Below are 15,071 nucleotides of genomic sequence, written 5' to 3' on the forward strand. Positions count from 1 at the left end.
TCCAGACAGGGCGCGTTATCGTTGACGTCCTTCGCGAGCAGGCTCGCTCCCACAGCGGAATGAGCACATCTGCCGAAGCCAGGTCGGCTGTCAGGCCGCCTCGCTTTGCTTTTGATCCAGGCGCCCCGTTAAACCACGATGGCCCATCGCGGCGGCCCACGGAGCAATGCTGGAGTGAGGGCATGCCGAGCCTGGGCGAGGCACCGAGTGGTGGGGCAAGAGCGCTTTGGTTACTTTCGTCTGGGCCGGCATTCCGGATTTTCGAAAGTGACTCGCCGTAAGGGCGAAACCGCCAGCAGCCGTTACCGCAGCAACGGATATGCCCCCAATCCCGTTTCTTGCAAGCGAACAGCCTCACATCTCTATCGGCGTTTATTTCTTCGTTGCCTTGCGCCGCACATGCAGGGTGCCATCGAACTCGGTGCTGAGGCTCAGCGGCAATATGCTCGGCAACAGGTTCAGCAGGTCCTCGACGTTGCGGTTATCGAATACGCCGCTGATCGGCAGGCTGGCCAGGCTCGGGTCATCGAGGACAATCGCCGGCTTGCGGTAACGCTGGATCTGCGCCAGGGCTTCGGCCAGCGGTGTGCGCTCGAAGATCAGCCGGCTGTCCTTCCAGGCAATGGCCGCGTCGGTGTCGACGGTGACCGGTGACTGCAGAAGCTTTTGGCGCACGTCGACCTGCTGACCTGGCACTAGCTGCACGCTGTGCCCGGCTTCGGTGGTGTCATTGACGCTGACGGCACCGCGCACCAGAGTCACCCGCACCGCGTCATCGAAATGGCTGACGCTGAACAGCGTGCCCAACACATTGACCTGTGCGACACCGGCATCGACCTGGAAGGGGCGGACAAGCGTTTTGGACACATCGAACAGCGCCTGTCCGGTTTGCAGTTGCACCCGCCGTGAGCGCAGGTGCCAGGCGACCGTGACCCGGCTGTCGCTGTCGAGGGTCATGCGGCTGCCGTCGACCAGTTTCACCACCCGGCGCTCGCCGGTCACGGTGTGGTACTGCTCACGCTGATACGCCGGATCGAACCACGCCAACCCCGCGCCCAGCAGCACCAGCAACACCGCTGCGCCGAGTGCCTTGCGTGGCTTGCGCGGGGTGGGCGTTGGCATCGGAAAGCGGTTGCGCAACTCTTCTCGGTGGCGGGCCAGGGCTTCTTCTTCGCGGGACAATGGCGTTGGGGCTGGCGATTGGCTCACTGGGCACGCTCCGTGTCATCGGGTACCGCACGATCAAGGTGGGCGCGACAGGCGGCCAGGCCCAGGCGCAGGTGTTTTTCCACGGTTTTCAAGGAAATACCCATCCGCGCGGCCACTTCGGCCTGGGGCAATTCGTGGATTTTATGCATGACGAACACCATCTGGCAGCGTGACGGCAGTTCGCCTATGGCCTGCGCCAGACGCTCGAACTCCCGGGCCGCTTCATACTGCCGGGCGGGCAACGGTGCCTGGCAAGTCGCTTCGGGCAACTCGGGCATGGCCACCACCCAGGCCTGGTGGCGCCGCTCGCTGCGATAACGACTCACCGCCTGATCGTGGGAAATCTTGCGCAGCAGCGCCAGGGGCGTATGGACGTTGTCCTTTTCGCGTTTCTCCAGCAACTGCACGCAAACGTCATGCACCACCTCGCGAGCAAACCCCCGATCACCGAAGCGCCGACGAACATGGTCGACCAGTTCGTCGTAATGACGCACCAGGGTGCTGATCAGCGAGGGTTTGACAGGATCGAAGGGCATGACAGACCTGAGGCGAGGCAGAGCGACAGGCAATATAAATGAGAAAGCTTTTCATTCATAGTCCGCGCAATACAGTCTGTCTTGAATAGGAACAGGGAGGCGGCGAACGGCGCTCGCCGCCTGCCTGGCGGTTATTTTCCGGAAACGCCTGCCAGCAGCGGCGCCATCTGTTCGTCGGTCAACGCGACCTGGACTTCCATTTTCATGAGGTCGCTCCAGTCCAGTACCCACTTCTGGATCAATGCCGGGTCACCGGCCTCGGCCACGCCAAAGCCCGCCGCGCCGCCAACGGCATACCAGCGCCCGATCAGCTTGACGCCTGTGGGGGGCGCGCCACCGGTCTTGAGGAAACGCTCGATCGCACGGTTGCGATTTTCCGGACTCAGCGTCCAATTGACTATGAATAACATCGGCCACCTCCTGTTGCGCATCGGCACCTGATTTCCTTGGCGCACCTGGCTGGCGCCGGGGCCAGGTTTGCACTCGGTTTCCAGTTCCGTCCTGGCTGGTGTGCAGCGAAGTCTCCCATGTGAAGGCATAGCAGCGCGCCGCATCGCGTGTACGACCGCTGATCCTGTTCCAGGGGATTTTTGAGGTTGGAAAAAGCTGTCTGTTTCACCAGCGAAACATGGGCAGTGGACGCAGCGGGGAACGGATGAATTGACGGGCGGACAGCCTGATCAGCATGGCGTGGAAACCGTGATCAGCAAACGTCGATTGCACGGTTTTGATGAACGCCCGGGGAAGGCCGAAGCGCACCAGTCCCAAGGACACATCGATCAGGTCGGCTTGCCTGAAAGGCTCGACGGTTGCCGTGTGGGAGGACCGATAGGCGCGCACCTTGTGGTGTTCCAGAATCAAGGCGCTCACTTCGCCGGCCAGCTCCGTGCGGTGCCGGGTTTCGAGGTAATGCATGGCCAGGCCAACTGACGGCGGCAGGTAGTCGAGGGTGTCGTCGGTCCAGATGCCCAGGTCGTGGAACGCCGCGGCGATCTGCACCGCGTCACCGGGCGGGCCTTCAGTCCCGCTGAGCGCGCAATAGAAATTCAACACCCGATAGATGTGATTGCGATAGCCCGGCAAGTCAGGGCCGATCGCCAGCGCGAACGAGGTGAGTATCTCGTCGGTGATGGGGAATTCGAGAATGGGGTTCATCACGCATCCCGCAACAGGTCGTTGGCGTTGAGCACGTCGTAGGCGATTTCCGGGCGCTTTTCCATGGCGCGGCGGATCGCGGCCGGAATGGAAGCGCGGGTTTTGCGGCACAGTCCCGGCAGATCGCCGACGTAGATGCCGATGCCGCGCATGGTTCGCACTTCGTTGAAACTGGGGACGATGTCGACGCGGATGCCCAGTTGCTCGAACATCCGCCGTTGCAGGTGTTCCAGGTCCTGGAAGCTCGAAAGGTTTTCCAGGCGCTCGATCAGGCGTTTTTCTTCCGTGCGGGTCAAAAACAGAATGCGCACGTCCGCCCCCGGTGTTTCCAGCAACGGGTCACGCCCGCAATCGCAGGCACCGGGCGGGCAGGGTTGGCGGATCTGAGCAGAGAGGGTCATGGGGTTCAATCATAGAGCGCTGTGATCGACTTTGCCCATAGGGTTTTGGACTGATGGAAATCTATTGTGGGATGAGGTCCCTTGTGGGAGCGAGCCTGCTCGCGAAGGCGGTAGCACATTCAAAATCGATGTGTCAGAAAGTCCGTCTTCGCGAGCAGGCTCGCTCCCACATGGGGCAGGCGTGAACCCGCTATTTCAAGACCAGCATCCGATAAACCCCGGCCTCGACTTCGATCCCATGAGTGTCATGGGTGAAGCCCGGGAAGGATTTGTCGAAGGCTTCCAGCGCCTTGAGATAGGCCAGCAACGGTCCATCTGCGGCCCCGGCGTTCTCGCCTGGCATCAGCAACGGAATGCCCGGTGGGTACGGCACGATGCCGGTGGCGGCGATGCGACCGGCGGCTTCTTCCAAAGTAACCCGTTCGATGTCGTTGCGTACCAGTTTCTCGTAAGCCTCCACCGGGCTGAATTCGGCCTTGGGCAGTGTGCCGAAGGCGTGGGCCATGTGGGCGGTGGTCTTGTGTTTCTTCATGGCGGCAAAGATTTCGTCGGCCAGGTCCTTGAGGCCCATGCCGGCGTAACGCGTCTGGTTGCCGGCCAGCAGGTCCGGCAGGCTCAACGCCAGTTCAACGTTGTCGTCATAGTCGCGTTTGAAGTCGAGCAGAGCATTGACCAGCGTGCCCCATTTGCCTTTGGTGATGCCGATGGAGAACAGGAACAGGATGGTGAAGTCCGTGGTTTTCTCGACAACGATGCCCTGGCGCCCGAGGTATGCCGTGAGTACACAGGCCGGGATACCCGAGGCGAGCAGGTTGCCGTCCTCGCCCATGCCAGGGGTGAGCACCGAGACCTTGATCGGGTCCAGCATGCAGTAGCCATCCTCGATGTTGCCGAAGCCGTGCCATACCTCGTTAGGGTGCAGCACCCAGCAATCGGGTTCGGTTTTCAGCCGCGACGGGTCTACTTCGTGGAACGGCACCGAGGCATTGCCCACCTGCACCGAGGGCGGCTGCCAGCAGGTGAAGAACCAGTCGTCCTTGCTCGCCATCTCGTTGTGCATGCGCGAGATGACCTGACGGAAGGCGACGGCTTCTTCGATGGATTCACTGGTCAGGATCTGCCCGCCGGGTGCTTCCATCATCGCCGCACTGACGTCGCAGGAGGCCATGATCGCGTAGTTCGGCGAGGTCGAGGCGTGCATCATGAACGACTCGTTGAAACGTGCATGGTTGATCGGATTGCGGCCGTTGCGCACATGAATCATCGAGGCTTGGGACAGGGCCGCCAGCAGCTTGTGGGTCGATTGCGTGGCAAACACGGTGGGCCTGGAGTCGTCGTGATCGTCCGGGCTGCCATGCATGGCGAAACGCTCGCGATACAGCGGGTTGAACCGCGCATAACCGTACCAGGCTTCATCGAAATGCAGGCGGTCGACGCTCTGGCCCAACAGCTGTTCGACGCGGGTGACGTTGTAGGTCAAACCGTCGTAGGTGGAGTTGGTGACGATCGCGTGCACGGGCTTCGGGTCGATGCCGGACTTGACCAGCGGGTTGTTGGCGATAGCCGTTTTCACGCCTTCGGCGCTCAGGGTTTGCGGCAGGATCGGGCCGATGATGCCGTAGCGGTTGCGGGTCGGCACCAGGTAGGTCGGGATGGCGCCGGACAGGGTCATCGCATGTTCGGCGGACTTGTGGCAATTGCGGTCGCACAGGGCGATCTGATTGCGCGTGACGCTGGCCATCAGGATGACGCGGTTGGAAGTCGAGGAGCCGTTGGTCACGTAATAGGTGCGATGTGCACCGAAGACCTTGGCGGCATAACGCTCACCCTGGCCGATGGGGCCGCTGTGATCGAGCAGCGAACCGAGTTCGCCGACGGAAATCGACAGGTCGGAGCGCAGCAGGTTTTCGCCGAAGAATTCATAAAACGCGCGCCCGGCGGTGCTCTTCAAAAACGCCGTGCCACCGGCGTGGCCGGGGGTGTGCCAGGAGTATTCATAGGTGTTGGAAAACTTCACCAGCGCGCCGAACATCGGTGGCAGCGCGGCTTGGCGATAGCGCTCGATGGCCGCCAGAATACGGCCGCTGAGGAAACGGCTGGTGTCTTCGGGCAGCGACATGAAGTCATCGGCGTGTTGCATGACCCGCAGCGGTATATCGGACGCGGTACTACGGTTGCTGACCAGAAACACCGGTACGCGGGTATTGCGCTCGCGCAGGCTGGTCAGCAGTTTGATGCATTCGTCATTGCCTTCGCTGTTGTCCATTTCCCAACTGAGCAGCACGCACTGGATGGCCGGGTCCGAGCGCAGGATCGACGTGGCGTCACTCAAGCTGTCCGAGGTCAGTACCCGGATCGAGCGTTCCTCCACATCATTGACCAGCTGATTCAGCGCCCGCCCGAAGCCCGTGCGAATGTCTGCCGGGTTGCTGACCAGCAGCGCGAGCATGCCGAGGGTGTGTGCATGTTCCATCATGGTTGAATCTCCAGCGTTGCTTTTTTCAAGCGGTGAACCGGCACCGGTTCGCCAGTGATGTGCCGTGCGCTGACAGTTTGCGTCGGCACGCTGTTATTGATGGCTTCGAGCCGGATCAGGCGGTTGTTGACGAAGCCGAATATCGTGTAGCCGAAGATAGTTGCCAGGCCGCCCAGCATCAGCGCCTGCTCCCCGGAGCTGTAGAGCGCCAGGTAGCTGTAGGCCGCCGCGACCCAGGCCACGATGTTGGTGACCAGCGCTTTGCCGGCGGGCACGTTCGACACTTTTTGCAGGGTCATCAGGGCGGCCATGGACAGGATATACGGCACCAGATTGGTGACCACCGCGAGGTTGACCAGGGTGTCGAACTGCTTGCTCAGATCCGGGCTGATGGTCAGCAGGCCCAACGCCGTCTGCGCGGCCAGCAGCACCAGCATGCCGATAATCGGTGTGCCGGACTTGTTGACCTTGGCAAAGATCGACAGGAAGTAGCCGGTATCTGCCGAGCTTTTGTAGACCTGGGCGATGGTGAACTGCCAACCCAGCAGCGAACCGATACACGCCAGCACCATCAGGCTCATCACGATGTCACCGACCAGCGGGGTGAACATCTTGGCGAAAACCAGCCCGAACGGGGCGGTGGAGGCGGCGAGTTCGGGGTTGTCGACGATGCCGGCGATGACGTTGGTGGAAACGATGTAGATCACCGCCGCGCCGAGGGTGCCGCCGAGGACTGCGATCGGCACGTTCTTTTCGGGGTTTTCCACCGCGTCGGTGTTGGCACAGGCCGATTCCAGGCCAAGGAACGCCCACAGGGTGATCGCCACCGAGGCGCCCGCGGCTTCGAACCAGCTCTTGTCGTGGGGATTCCAGCCGGCGGCATAGATACTACTGTCGAACCAGAACCAGCCGACGGTGGACACCAACACCACCGGCGCAATCACTCCCCACACCGTGACGGACCCGATCCGCCCGGTAATGCGCGCGCCGCCAAAGTTGGCAAAAGTGGTGATCCACAGCAGCGCGATAGTCGCCAGACCCACCTGCAGGGAATCCAGCTCGATATGGAACAGCTCCTGGATGTAGCCGACCGCCGTGATGCTGATCGCCACGTTGGCAATCAACAGCGATAGGCCATAGGTGTAGTTGGTGAGGTAGTTGCCAGCCTTGCCGAAGGTGTACTCCGCATAACCACCCATGCCACCTGTTTTGTGACTGAGCATTCCGCAACGGGCAAAGGCATAGGCCAGTGCGAGGGATCCGGTGGCTGTCACCAGCCAGGAAAGAATGGAAATGGCGCCGACTTCCGCCAGTTTTGACGGTAGTAGCACTATGCCTGAACCCAACATGTTGACGGCAGTCAACATTGTCAGTTGCCCCACACTCATTTTCTTCGCGACTGACATTCCATTGCCCCATTAGTTGGCAGAAGAGACTCATAGCTATAGCAAGGGATTGAAATGTCGCAAGAAAATGACTTTTGTCTGATGACCCGGATCAGTGTTTTCCCGATAAGGCATTATGCTGGCCCCCAGGTTGCTCGCTTGTCGCCAGAATCGCTGCAATTTCAGGCGCTTAGGGTGGAAAGTGAATGCGCAATATATGGATCGCGCTGATCTCGGTTGGCGTCGCGGGTTTTGCAGTGATTGCCCAGGCCAAAGAACTGAAGCCCAATGATCGTTATATGTGCAGTTGGGGGGCGGGGACGGCGGCTAGAGCACAGGAACTCAAGTTATCCGGGGTTTCCTTGTATGCGGCGCGGCAGAAAATTCAGTCTTACAAGTTTTCCAAATCGTGGATGCGGATGATGGCGATGGGGATTACCGAGCAAACTTACGACAGCCCGACGAGGATCAAGCCTGCGGCGGTTCGGGAGAGTTTTTATGAGGATTGTGTGAGGTATAAGTTGGCGCGTAAGTAGTTTGGGATGTGGGGGATATATCCATTTCTTCGGTAATGGCAGCTGGCGGTTTCGCCCTTACGGCGAGTTACTTTGGAAAAGCCTGTACGGACCGGACACAGGGTTGACGGGTGCGCCGGATCCCTTGTGGGAGCGAGCCTGCTCGCGAAGGACGTCAACGATAACGCGCCCTGTCTGGATGATTGCGTTGTCTGGACGTTCATCGTCGGAACGCCGCCCGGAGACAAGCATCGCTCCTGAAGCAGAATGAATACATCCGCGAAATCAGGTTGGCAGTCGGGCCGTCTTCGCGAGCAGGCTCGCTCCCACAGTGGAATTTGCACATCCGCCAAAGTCAGGTCGGCTGTCAGGCCGCCTCGTCTTGGCTTTGCGAGGTGCTCGCCCCCTTTGAGAGGCTTCGTTCCGGTTCTGCGCAGTGGGCAACCCGGCATAGATGTAAGAGCGGAACCATTAGTGGCCGTTACCGAAGAAATGGATATGTACACCTTCAAAAATCACGTCGCCTGACACAAAGCCTTCGCGAGCAGGCTTGCTCCCACAGGATGGTCTTTGTCGGATCGAGCACCCGGTTGACCAGCGACGTCTATATTGAATGACCGGCATCAGCCCGGAACACCGAATTTCTGATTCACCTGAAAGTGCATAAACCTCATTTCAATCAGGAGATCATCATGACCCAGCTCGACAAAGTACTGTATACCGCCAAAACCCATACCACCGGCGGCCGGGACGGCGCGTCCAGGAGCTCCGACGGCATTCTGGATGTGAAACTGTCGTCACCGGGCACCAATGGCGGGGGGACCAATCCGGAGCAACTGTTCGCCGCCGGTTGGTCAGCCTGCTTTATCGGTGCGATGGGTGTGGCGGCCAAAGAGTTGAAGGTGGCGCTGCCCAAGGATGTGGCCGTCGATACCGAAGTTGACCTGGGCACCAATGAAGGTGGCTACCTGCTGCAAGCCCGGCTCAATGTCAGCCTGCCGGGACTGGATCGTGAAACCGCGCAGAAACTCGTCGATACCGGGCACAAGTACTGCCCGTATTCGAAAGCCACGCGCAACAACATCAACGTGGTGGTCAAGCTCGTCTGAGTTGAAATAAAAAGGTCTTGGCGACAACATTCGGCAGCAGTGTCGCCAGGGCCTGAATACATTCGATGGCGAACGGATGTAAGTGTGTTGAGCGGTTGTGATTTAAACTATTTCGCAAGATATTGAAGTGCGAAGTTGGTTCGTCGGGTGAGGCAAACATGCACTTGTCTCGTGCCGGTCTGTCTTGGGGATCCAATCTTTTCAAAAATAGTATGACTGTTTTAATGGCAAGGGCGTAATGACAGTTGCTCTTCGTTTTTGCTTGTGTAGCAACTAGCGGATCCAATTAATTATGTCGATTGTCATGTAAGTTAACCAGCTCAGTTAGAATGGGCGTCGACGGGGAAGTTGATGGGTTAATACCGTTGCCACTGGCCCTCCCGCCTGCGACCGCTTGTCGGTGGCAAGATCAAAAAATGAACATTCCTGGGCTGCGGCCCTCAGATTCTGCAGCACGTCATCCCATGGCCTGCTCTTGAAATCGCAGAAAAGCAGTGGAACCCGAACCTCAAATGCAGTGAATGCAAATGGGGATTTTTTTACCAAAAATTTGAGAGGCGCTAACTAAGCTGTCACCCATTCCTTAACTGGAACAATAGGATTTCGATAATAAACCTGTTGTTTGGTTTTCTTGTATGAGCAAGGTCGTTCAGGGTTGTTCAAAAGAAATTCCCTGTTGATTGGCCGATCTGTACTGTCGAATAAGGTGGAGAAAAATACCCGTGGCGATAAATACAATTATGAGCCTGATCGAACATAAAGAATTCATGGAGTTTTTGCGGCTGGGTGTCCTTTACGCTCATTTGCTCGCCTGTTGTGTGGCGATTGGCTTAGTGCTGACCAGTGATATTGCGATGGTCAGGGATATGTTGAAACGCAAGGCGTTCACTGAACATGATCATGCCCACATGGAGAGTCTTCAGCGGTCTGTCGTCATGGCATTGATCGGTCTATGGGTGACAGGCACCGCCATCATTGGCATCGATTACCTGGGCAAAGGCATGGAGTACTTCATGAATCCCAAGCTTCACGCCAAGGTGATTATTGTCCTGCTGCTGACGTACAACGGTATTGTGCTGCACCGCCTGGTATTGCCGGCGCTGCAAAAGGCAGGCTCCTTGCTCAACCTCGGGTTCAGTGCGCGGATGCTGGCACTGTTTTGTGGCTCGCTGTCGGCGGTGTCCTGGATGTATGCCGCTTTGCTCGGTGTCGGGCGTCCGCTGGCCTGGAAGTATTCTCTCTCCGAACTGTTGATGGCGTATCCGCTGCTGATCGTGCTGGGCTTCCTGACGATGCTGGCGCTGACGCAGCGAGCCAAGCGCCATAACACGTTCATTGCGCCGCAGTGGGCAAGTGCAGGCGCGCACCAGGCCAGGTAAGACACAAGCGCCTGCCTCGTGGGCGCTGATGTAAAAAAGGCCTTGGCGAAAATTTTCGGGAGCAGCGTCGCCAGGACCTGAAAGCTGCACATCAATCGGTGACGGGCACCGGTCCGATCCATTTGGTGACGGTCGGTGCCTGCCACCGTTCAAGCGCATCGATCAGGGCTGAAGGGTCGGTGTTGAACATCAGCATCTCGTTGTGTTCGGCCTTCATGAAGCCTTCCTTCACCGCGTGATCGAGCAGGCTGCGCACCGGATCGAAAAATCCACGGATGTTCAGGCACGCAACAGCTTTTCGGTGTTCACCCAGTTGCGTCAGCGTCGCCGCTTCAAACAATTCCTCAAAGGTTCCCAGCCCGCCCGGCAAGGCAATAAAGGCATCGGCGCATTCGCTCATGCGCGCCTTGCGGCTGCGCATGTCCTGTGTCACTTCAAAGCGGGCCAGCCCTTCGTGCACATGCCCGAGTTCGAACAGCAGGCGCGTGATGATGCCGATGACCTGACCGCCCTCGGCGAGCACGCTATCGGCGATGACACCCATCAAGCCCTTGCGGGTGCCGCCATACACCAGGCGCAAATTGCGCCGGGCGATCTCCCGACCCAAGGCGCGGGCGCCTTCGACATAATCGGGATTGAAGCCGTCGTTGGAGCCGCAGAACACGGCAATGCTGCGCAGGGCAGAAGCGTTGGTCATCGAATGTTTCCTGGTGGAGGCGGGTTCAGGCCGGTACTGGCGCGGGACTGGAGAAATGCCGCGCGACTTCGCGCTCGGTTTTTTCCCGGGTGGCATTCAAGATTTCCGGTTTTTGCCCGGTCCCCTCCACGGTGAAAAACCTCAGGTCACGCAAGCCGATGCTTGCCAGTACGGTCGTCAGCCAAGGCCGCAAGAAGTCCGGTTGCTGGGCATCGACGCCGGTGAACGTGCTGCCTGAGGCGACAGCGATAAACACCGGCCGATCGCGCAGGGCGCCGACCTTGCCTTCAGCGGTGATGCGAAAGGTCCGGTCTGCCTGGATCACATGGTCGAGCCAGGCCTTCAACGCCGAGGGCACCATCAGGTTGTGCATGGGGGTGGCAATCACGACGCAGTCGGCGTTTTCCAACTCGCGAATCAATTGCTCGGACTGCCACAGGGCGCCGCGGGTGGCCATGGTGCTGGACGGGTCGCGGCGTTTGCTCACCGCTTCGGCATAGTCGGCATCGATATGCGCAAGCCCGGTGACGCCACGCTCGGTGATCATGAAATCGCTGATGCGATGGCTGTCGATCAGGTGCTTGATGAGGGTTTGCGAGAGCCGATAGCTCTCGGAGGCTGTCCCTCGCGGGCTGCAAATCACGCGCAGTATTTTCATGGGACCCTTCGCTGTTGGTGGAGGCAGGGTCTGCATGATGTGGCCGCTTGGACTAGCGACAAAGAGCCAAGAATTGCCTGCTTGACCAGGCCATGATTCTGGGCGGGCGCGGTCAGATCAACGCCAGAATGCGTTTCCCCAGCTGTTCGGCGGCGGCCTGCGAGTCGATGTTGGCGAAACCCAGCATCAGCCCGCACAGTGTTGGCGAAGCGATGCAGCATTCACTCAGGGGTTCGGCGTAAATACCCGCCTGCAGCAGGCGTTCGACCAGCTCAAGGTCTGACTGAGGCTGCGCAAGCCGCAGATTCAGGTGCATGCCGCCGGGTTGGGCATCGATGTGGATGTGGTCGCCCAAGACTTTCTTCAGCCCTCTCACCGTCGCTTCGCGGCGTTCGCCGTAGAGTTTGCGCATGCGCTGGATATGCCGGGCGAAATGGCCGTCGGTCATGAACGTCGCGACGATGGCCTGGGTCAGTTCCGGGCAGCCTCCGAAGAAGGTCTGGCTGATCCGCTCGAAGCGTTCGACCTGCCCGGGCGGCACCACCAGATAGGCGAGGCGGATACCGGGAAACAGCACTTTGCTGAAGGTGCCGGCATAGAGTACGCGACCATCGCGATCCAGGCTCTTGAGCGCGGGCAGCGGTCGGCTGACATAGCGGTATTCGCCGTCGTAGTCATCCTCGATGATCCACGCTTGCTGGCGGGCCGCCCATTCAAGCAGCTCCAGGCGCCGCGGCAGCGATAGCGACACGCACAGCGGGCTCTGATGAGCCGGTGTGACCACGGCGGCGCGTGCGTTCGGTGTTTGGCTGACGCCCTGTGCGACCTGCATGCCGTCCTGGTCCACCGGAACCGGGGCAAGCTGGAGGTGCAAATGTTCCAGTAACTGGCGAGTAGGGGGGTAACCCGGATCCTCGACGAGGATCTGGTCGCCCGGATTGAGCAGCGCGTGAACGATCAACCCCAGGGTGTTTCGATAGCCCGTGGTCACGAACACTTGCGAAGGCTGGCAGGTGATGCCGCGCGCCACCTGCAGGTAGGTGGCAATCGCATTGCGCAATGACTCCAGCCCCTTGGCCGACGGGGCAGCCATGTCCGGAATCTGTGTGGCACGCACGCATCGCGCGCCGATCTGCGCCCAGATTTTTCGCGGAAACGCATCCAGCGCGGGCAGCGCCATTTGAAAGGGCAGCACGGGCGCCTTGTGCCGGATCGACGCAGCGGTGGGTGAACTCGAAGGCTGTTCGGTCCGGGCACTACCAGTCCTGACATTCATCCCCTCGGCCACCACCGTGCCGGCCTGGCCACGGGATTGAATGTAACCTTCAGCCGCCAGCAACGAGTACGCGGTATCGATCGTGCCGCGTGCCAGCCCAAGCTCTTTGGCCAGTGCCCGGGCCGCAGGAATGCGCTCGCCTGGCACCAGCACACCCTCGCAAATCGCTCTGCGGAACCGCCAGTAGATTTGCCGGTAAATCGGCTCAGTCGACGTGGGATCGAGAGGGGAAAGGTTGTTGAGGGCAGGGTTTGTCATGGGCTGGCTCTGGAAAAAAGCAATCATGGCCCAGGACATTAGCTGGAATATGGATCTTTTCCAATGGGCCAAGCAGCCCCACGATGCAGTCCTCCAAACAGCAAATCCGAGGATTGATCATGACTCAACGTATCGACTACGCCAGCGCTGCCCCTGAAGGTTACAAGGCTTTCGGCAACGTGTACGGCTACCTGCTCAAGACCGGCTTGCCCACCGAGCTGATCGACCTGGTTTACCTGCGGGTTTCGCAAATCAACGGCTGTGCGTTTTGCATCGACATGCATTCGCGGGACTTGATCAAGCTTGGCGTTGCCGTTGAAAAAATGGTGCTGGTGCCGGTCTGGCGCGACGCCGGGGATGTATTCACCTACCGCGAACGCGTGGCCCTGGCCTGGGCGGAATGCGTCACGCAAGTTGCTGATACCGGCGTGGCCGATGCCGACTATGCCGCCGTGGCGGCGGTGTTCAGCGAAAAGGAACTGGCGGACCTGACCTATGCCATTGGCTTGATGAACGCCTTCAATCGGTTCGGCGTGGCGTTCCGTTCGAAACCGGCGGCCGCTGAAAAAGCCTGACCCGTTGTGGCGAGCGAGCTTGCTCCGGGCGGCGTTCCGACGCTGGGCTGCGCAGCGGCCCCAAACGGTTTTTGTGAGTGCTTCGCACTCAAGCGGGACGATGCGGCGCTCCGACGAGCTCCCTCGCCACAGGTTTCTCATTGATCCAAGAAGGAGTTGTTGAATATGGCCTGGGCACTGCTTGGCATCGCTGGCATTCTGGAAATCGCCTTCGCCTTCTACATGAAGGGTTCCGAAGGTTTCACACGGCTGGTCCCCGGCGTCCTGACGGTCGTCACCGGTCTGTCGAGCGTCTTTCTGCTTTCACTCTCGTTGCGCACCTTGCCGGTGGGCACGGCGTACGCGGTATGGACCGGCATCGGCGCGGCGGGTACTGCGATTGTCGGTATGGCGTTGCTGGGCGACTCCACGGCGCCGCTGCGGATACTCTGCATCGGCGTGATTCTGGCCGGGGTCATCGGGCTCAAACTGGTGTCAGCCCATTAGCTGTCCTCGACGTTGTCGATGTGCTTGAAGCGTTCGATCAGAAAGTCGATCAGGCTGCGCACCCGCGCCGATAAATGCAGCTGTTGCGGGTACACCGCATACACGTCGGCGCGGGTCGGCGTCTGGTCTTCCAGCACCAGGCGCAAGCGGCCACTGCGCACATAGCGGGCGATGTCCCATTCGGCCCGCAGCAATATCCCGAACCCCTCCAGCGCCCAGTTCAGGGCCACCTCGCCATCGTTGCAACCCAGGGCGCCATGCACCTTGATGTTGTCGGTGTGTCCGCCGTTGGTGAAGCTCCAGACGCCATAGGGCGACTCGTTCTGCCGGATGAAAATGCAGTTGTGGTTTTGCAGGTCGCTGAGCTTCTGCGGGGTGCCGAATTTGTCCAGGTACAACGGCGAGGCACACAGCAAGCGGCGGTTGGAGGCGATCTTGCGTGCATGGAAAGCCGCGTCGGGCAGGGTGCCGAAGCGAATGCCCAAATCGAAGCCGTGGGTGGTCAAGTCCAGCGGGTGGTCGCTGATCTCCAGCTGAATTTCCACTTCCGGGTATTGCGCGTAGAACGCGGCGAGGGCAGGGCCGATGTGGCGGCGGCCAAAGCCGAGGGAAGCATTGACCCGAATCAGGCCCTTGGGTGTCGCGCGGCTGCTGCTGACCAACTGCTCAAGTTCATTGATCTGGGTGAGGATGCGCGCCGCCTGGGAGAAATACAGCTCGCCTTCGGAGGTCAGGCTCATCGAGCGCGTGGTGCGGTTGACCAGGCGGATGCCCAGGCGCGCTTCCAATGCCGTCAGGCGCTTACTCACCGCCGGAGGCGTGATGCCCAACTCCCGGGCGGTCGCCGCGAGGCTGCCTTTGTTGGCCAACAGGTAGAAAAAAGACAAATCCAGGGTTTGGCTCATTCGTAACTCAAAGTTATTTATGTAGTGATTTGGAGGAACTCACACCTATTT

At 59.8% G+C, this 15,071-nt stretch carries 16 protein-coding genes; 5 read left to right on the forward strand and 11 right to left on the reverse strand.

Going from position 1 to position 15,071, the window contains the following annotated elements; genetic code table 11:
- Positions 1 to 372 precede the first annotated feature (372 nt).
- From ACW9HW_RS09020 to potE, 7 genes are all read right to left on the reverse strand, one after another.
- Positions 373 to 1,122 carry a FecR family protein gene (locus ACW9HW_RS09020; RefSeq protein WP_457399557.1) on the reverse strand — a complete coding sequence of 250 codons (750 nt, stop codon included), beginning with the start codon at positions 1,120 to 1,122 and terminating at the stop codon, positions 373 to 375.
- Between the two features lie 83 nt (positions 1,123 to 1,205).
- Positions 1,206 to 1,745 carry an RNA polymerase sigma factor gene (locus ACW9HW_RS09025; RefSeq protein ID WP_457399509.1) on the reverse strand — a complete coding sequence of 180 codons (540 nt, stop codon included), beginning with the start codon at positions 1,743 to 1,745 and terminating at the stop codon, positions 1,206 to 1,208.
- 131 nt (positions 1,746 to 1,876) lie between these two features.
- Positions 1,877 to 2,155, reverse strand: coding sequence for a DUF3303 domain-containing protein (locus tag ACW9HW_RS09030; RefSeq protein WP_457399511.1), 279 nt, complete (start codon positions 2,153 to 2,155; stop codon positions 1,877 to 1,879).
- A 205-nt stretch (positions 2,156 to 2,360) separates the two neighbouring features.
- On the reverse strand, positions 2,361 to 2,900 hold the full coding sequence (locus ACW9HW_RS09035; RefSeq protein ID WP_457399512.1) for a phosphohydrolase: 540 nt from the start codon (positions 2,898 to 2,900) through the stop codon (positions 2,361 to 2,363).
- A complete protein-coding gene (locus tag ACW9HW_RS09040; RefSeq protein ID WP_095193527.1) occupies positions 2,900 to 3,301 on the reverse strand; it encodes a hypothetical protein in 402 nt (133 codons plus the stop codon). Before ACW9HW_RS09040 ends, ACW9HW_RS09035 begins: the two co-directional genes overlap by 1 nt.
- Positions 3,302 to 3,491: 190 nt before the next feature.
- Complete coding sequence (locus tag ACW9HW_RS09045) at positions 3,492 to 5,777, reverse strand: Orn/Lys/Arg family decarboxylase (RefSeq protein ID WP_457399514.1); 2,286 nt, start codon at positions 5,775 to 5,777, stop codon at positions 3,492 to 3,494.
- Positions 5,774 to 7,183: a putrescine-ornithine antiporter gene (gene potE, locus ACW9HW_RS09050; RefSeq protein WP_457399516.1), complete on the reverse strand. Its 1,410-nt coding sequence runs from the start codon at positions 7,181 to 7,183 to the stop codon at positions 5,774 to 5,776. Before potE ends, ACW9HW_RS09045 begins: the two co-directional genes overlap by 4 nt.
- A gap of 185 nt (positions 7,184 to 7,368) precedes the next feature.
- On the opposite strand from potE, the gene ACW9HW_RS09055 reads away from it, so the two are divergent.
- From ACW9HW_RS09055 to ACW9HW_RS09065, 3 genes are all read left to right on the forward strand, one after another.
- Positions 7,369 to 7,698 (forward strand): hypothetical protein, encoded by a 330-nt coding sequence (locus ACW9HW_RS09055; RefSeq protein WP_095193530.1) that lies wholly within the window; start codon positions 7,369 to 7,371, stop codon positions 7,696 to 7,698.
- A 671-nt stretch (positions 7,699 to 8,369) separates the two neighbouring features.
- On the forward strand, positions 8,370 to 8,786 hold the full coding sequence (locus ACW9HW_RS09060) for an organic hydroperoxide resistance protein (protein WP_095193531.1): 417 nt from the start codon (positions 8,370 to 8,372) through the stop codon (positions 8,784 to 8,786).
- 722 nt (positions 8,787 to 9,508) lie between these two features.
- Complete coding sequence (locus ACW9HW_RS09065) at positions 9,509 to 10,165, forward strand: hypothetical protein (RefSeq protein WP_457399559.1); 657 nt, start codon at positions 9,509 to 9,511, stop codon at positions 10,163 to 10,165.
- 91 nt (positions 10,166 to 10,256) lie between these two features.
- Here ACW9HW_RS09065 and ACW9HW_RS09070 read toward each other — a convergent pair whose 3' ends face one another.
- The 3 genes from ACW9HW_RS09070 to pdxR form a co-directional block, all read right to left on the reverse strand.
- Complete coding sequence (locus ACW9HW_RS09070; protein WP_457399518.1) at positions 10,257 to 10,862, reverse strand: LOG family protein; 606 nt, start codon at positions 10,860 to 10,862, stop codon at positions 10,257 to 10,259.
- 25 nt (positions 10,863 to 10,887) lie between these two features.
- On the reverse strand, positions 10,888 to 11,520 hold the full coding sequence (locus ACW9HW_RS09075) for an FMN-dependent NADH-azoreductase (protein ID WP_095193534.1): 633 nt from the start codon (positions 11,518 to 11,520) through the stop codon (positions 10,888 to 10,890).
- Between the two features lie 112 nt (positions 11,521 to 11,632).
- Positions 11,633 to 13,054 (reverse strand): MocR-like pyridoxine biosynthesis transcription factor PdxR, encoded by a 1,422-nt coding sequence (gene pdxR / locus ACW9HW_RS09080; RefSeq protein ID WP_457399521.1) that lies wholly within the window; start codon positions 13,052 to 13,054, stop codon positions 11,633 to 11,635.
- A 119-nt stretch (positions 13,055 to 13,173) separates the two neighbouring features.
- Here pdxR and ACW9HW_RS09085 point away from each other — a divergent pair, with 119 nt between their 5' ends.
- Positions 13,174 to 13,629 (forward strand): carboxymuconolactone decarboxylase family protein, encoded by a 456-nt coding sequence (locus ACW9HW_RS09085; protein ID WP_137807588.1) that lies wholly within the window; start codon positions 13,174 to 13,176, stop codon positions 13,627 to 13,629.
- Between the two features lie 165 nt (positions 13,630 to 13,794).
- Positions 13,795 to 14,115 carry a DMT family transporter gene (locus ACW9HW_RS09090; protein ID WP_095193536.1) on the forward strand — a complete coding sequence of 107 codons (321 nt, stop codon included), beginning with the start codon at positions 13,795 to 13,797 and terminating at the stop codon, positions 14,113 to 14,115.
- Here the strand turns inward: ACW9HW_RS09090 and ACW9HW_RS09095 are convergent.
- The gene (locus tag ACW9HW_RS09095) at positions 14,112 to 15,020 is read right to left on the reverse strand and encodes a LysR family transcriptional regulator (protein ID WP_095193537.1); all 909 of its coding nucleotides are present in this window, start codon (positions 15,018 to 15,020) and stop codon (positions 14,112 to 14,114) included. The genes ACW9HW_RS09090 and ACW9HW_RS09095 overlap by 4 nt on opposite strands.
- Positions 15,021 to 15,071: the final 51 nt, after the last annotated feature.

It is taken from the genome of Pseudomonas sp. SDO5532_S415 (assembly GCF_054071155.1).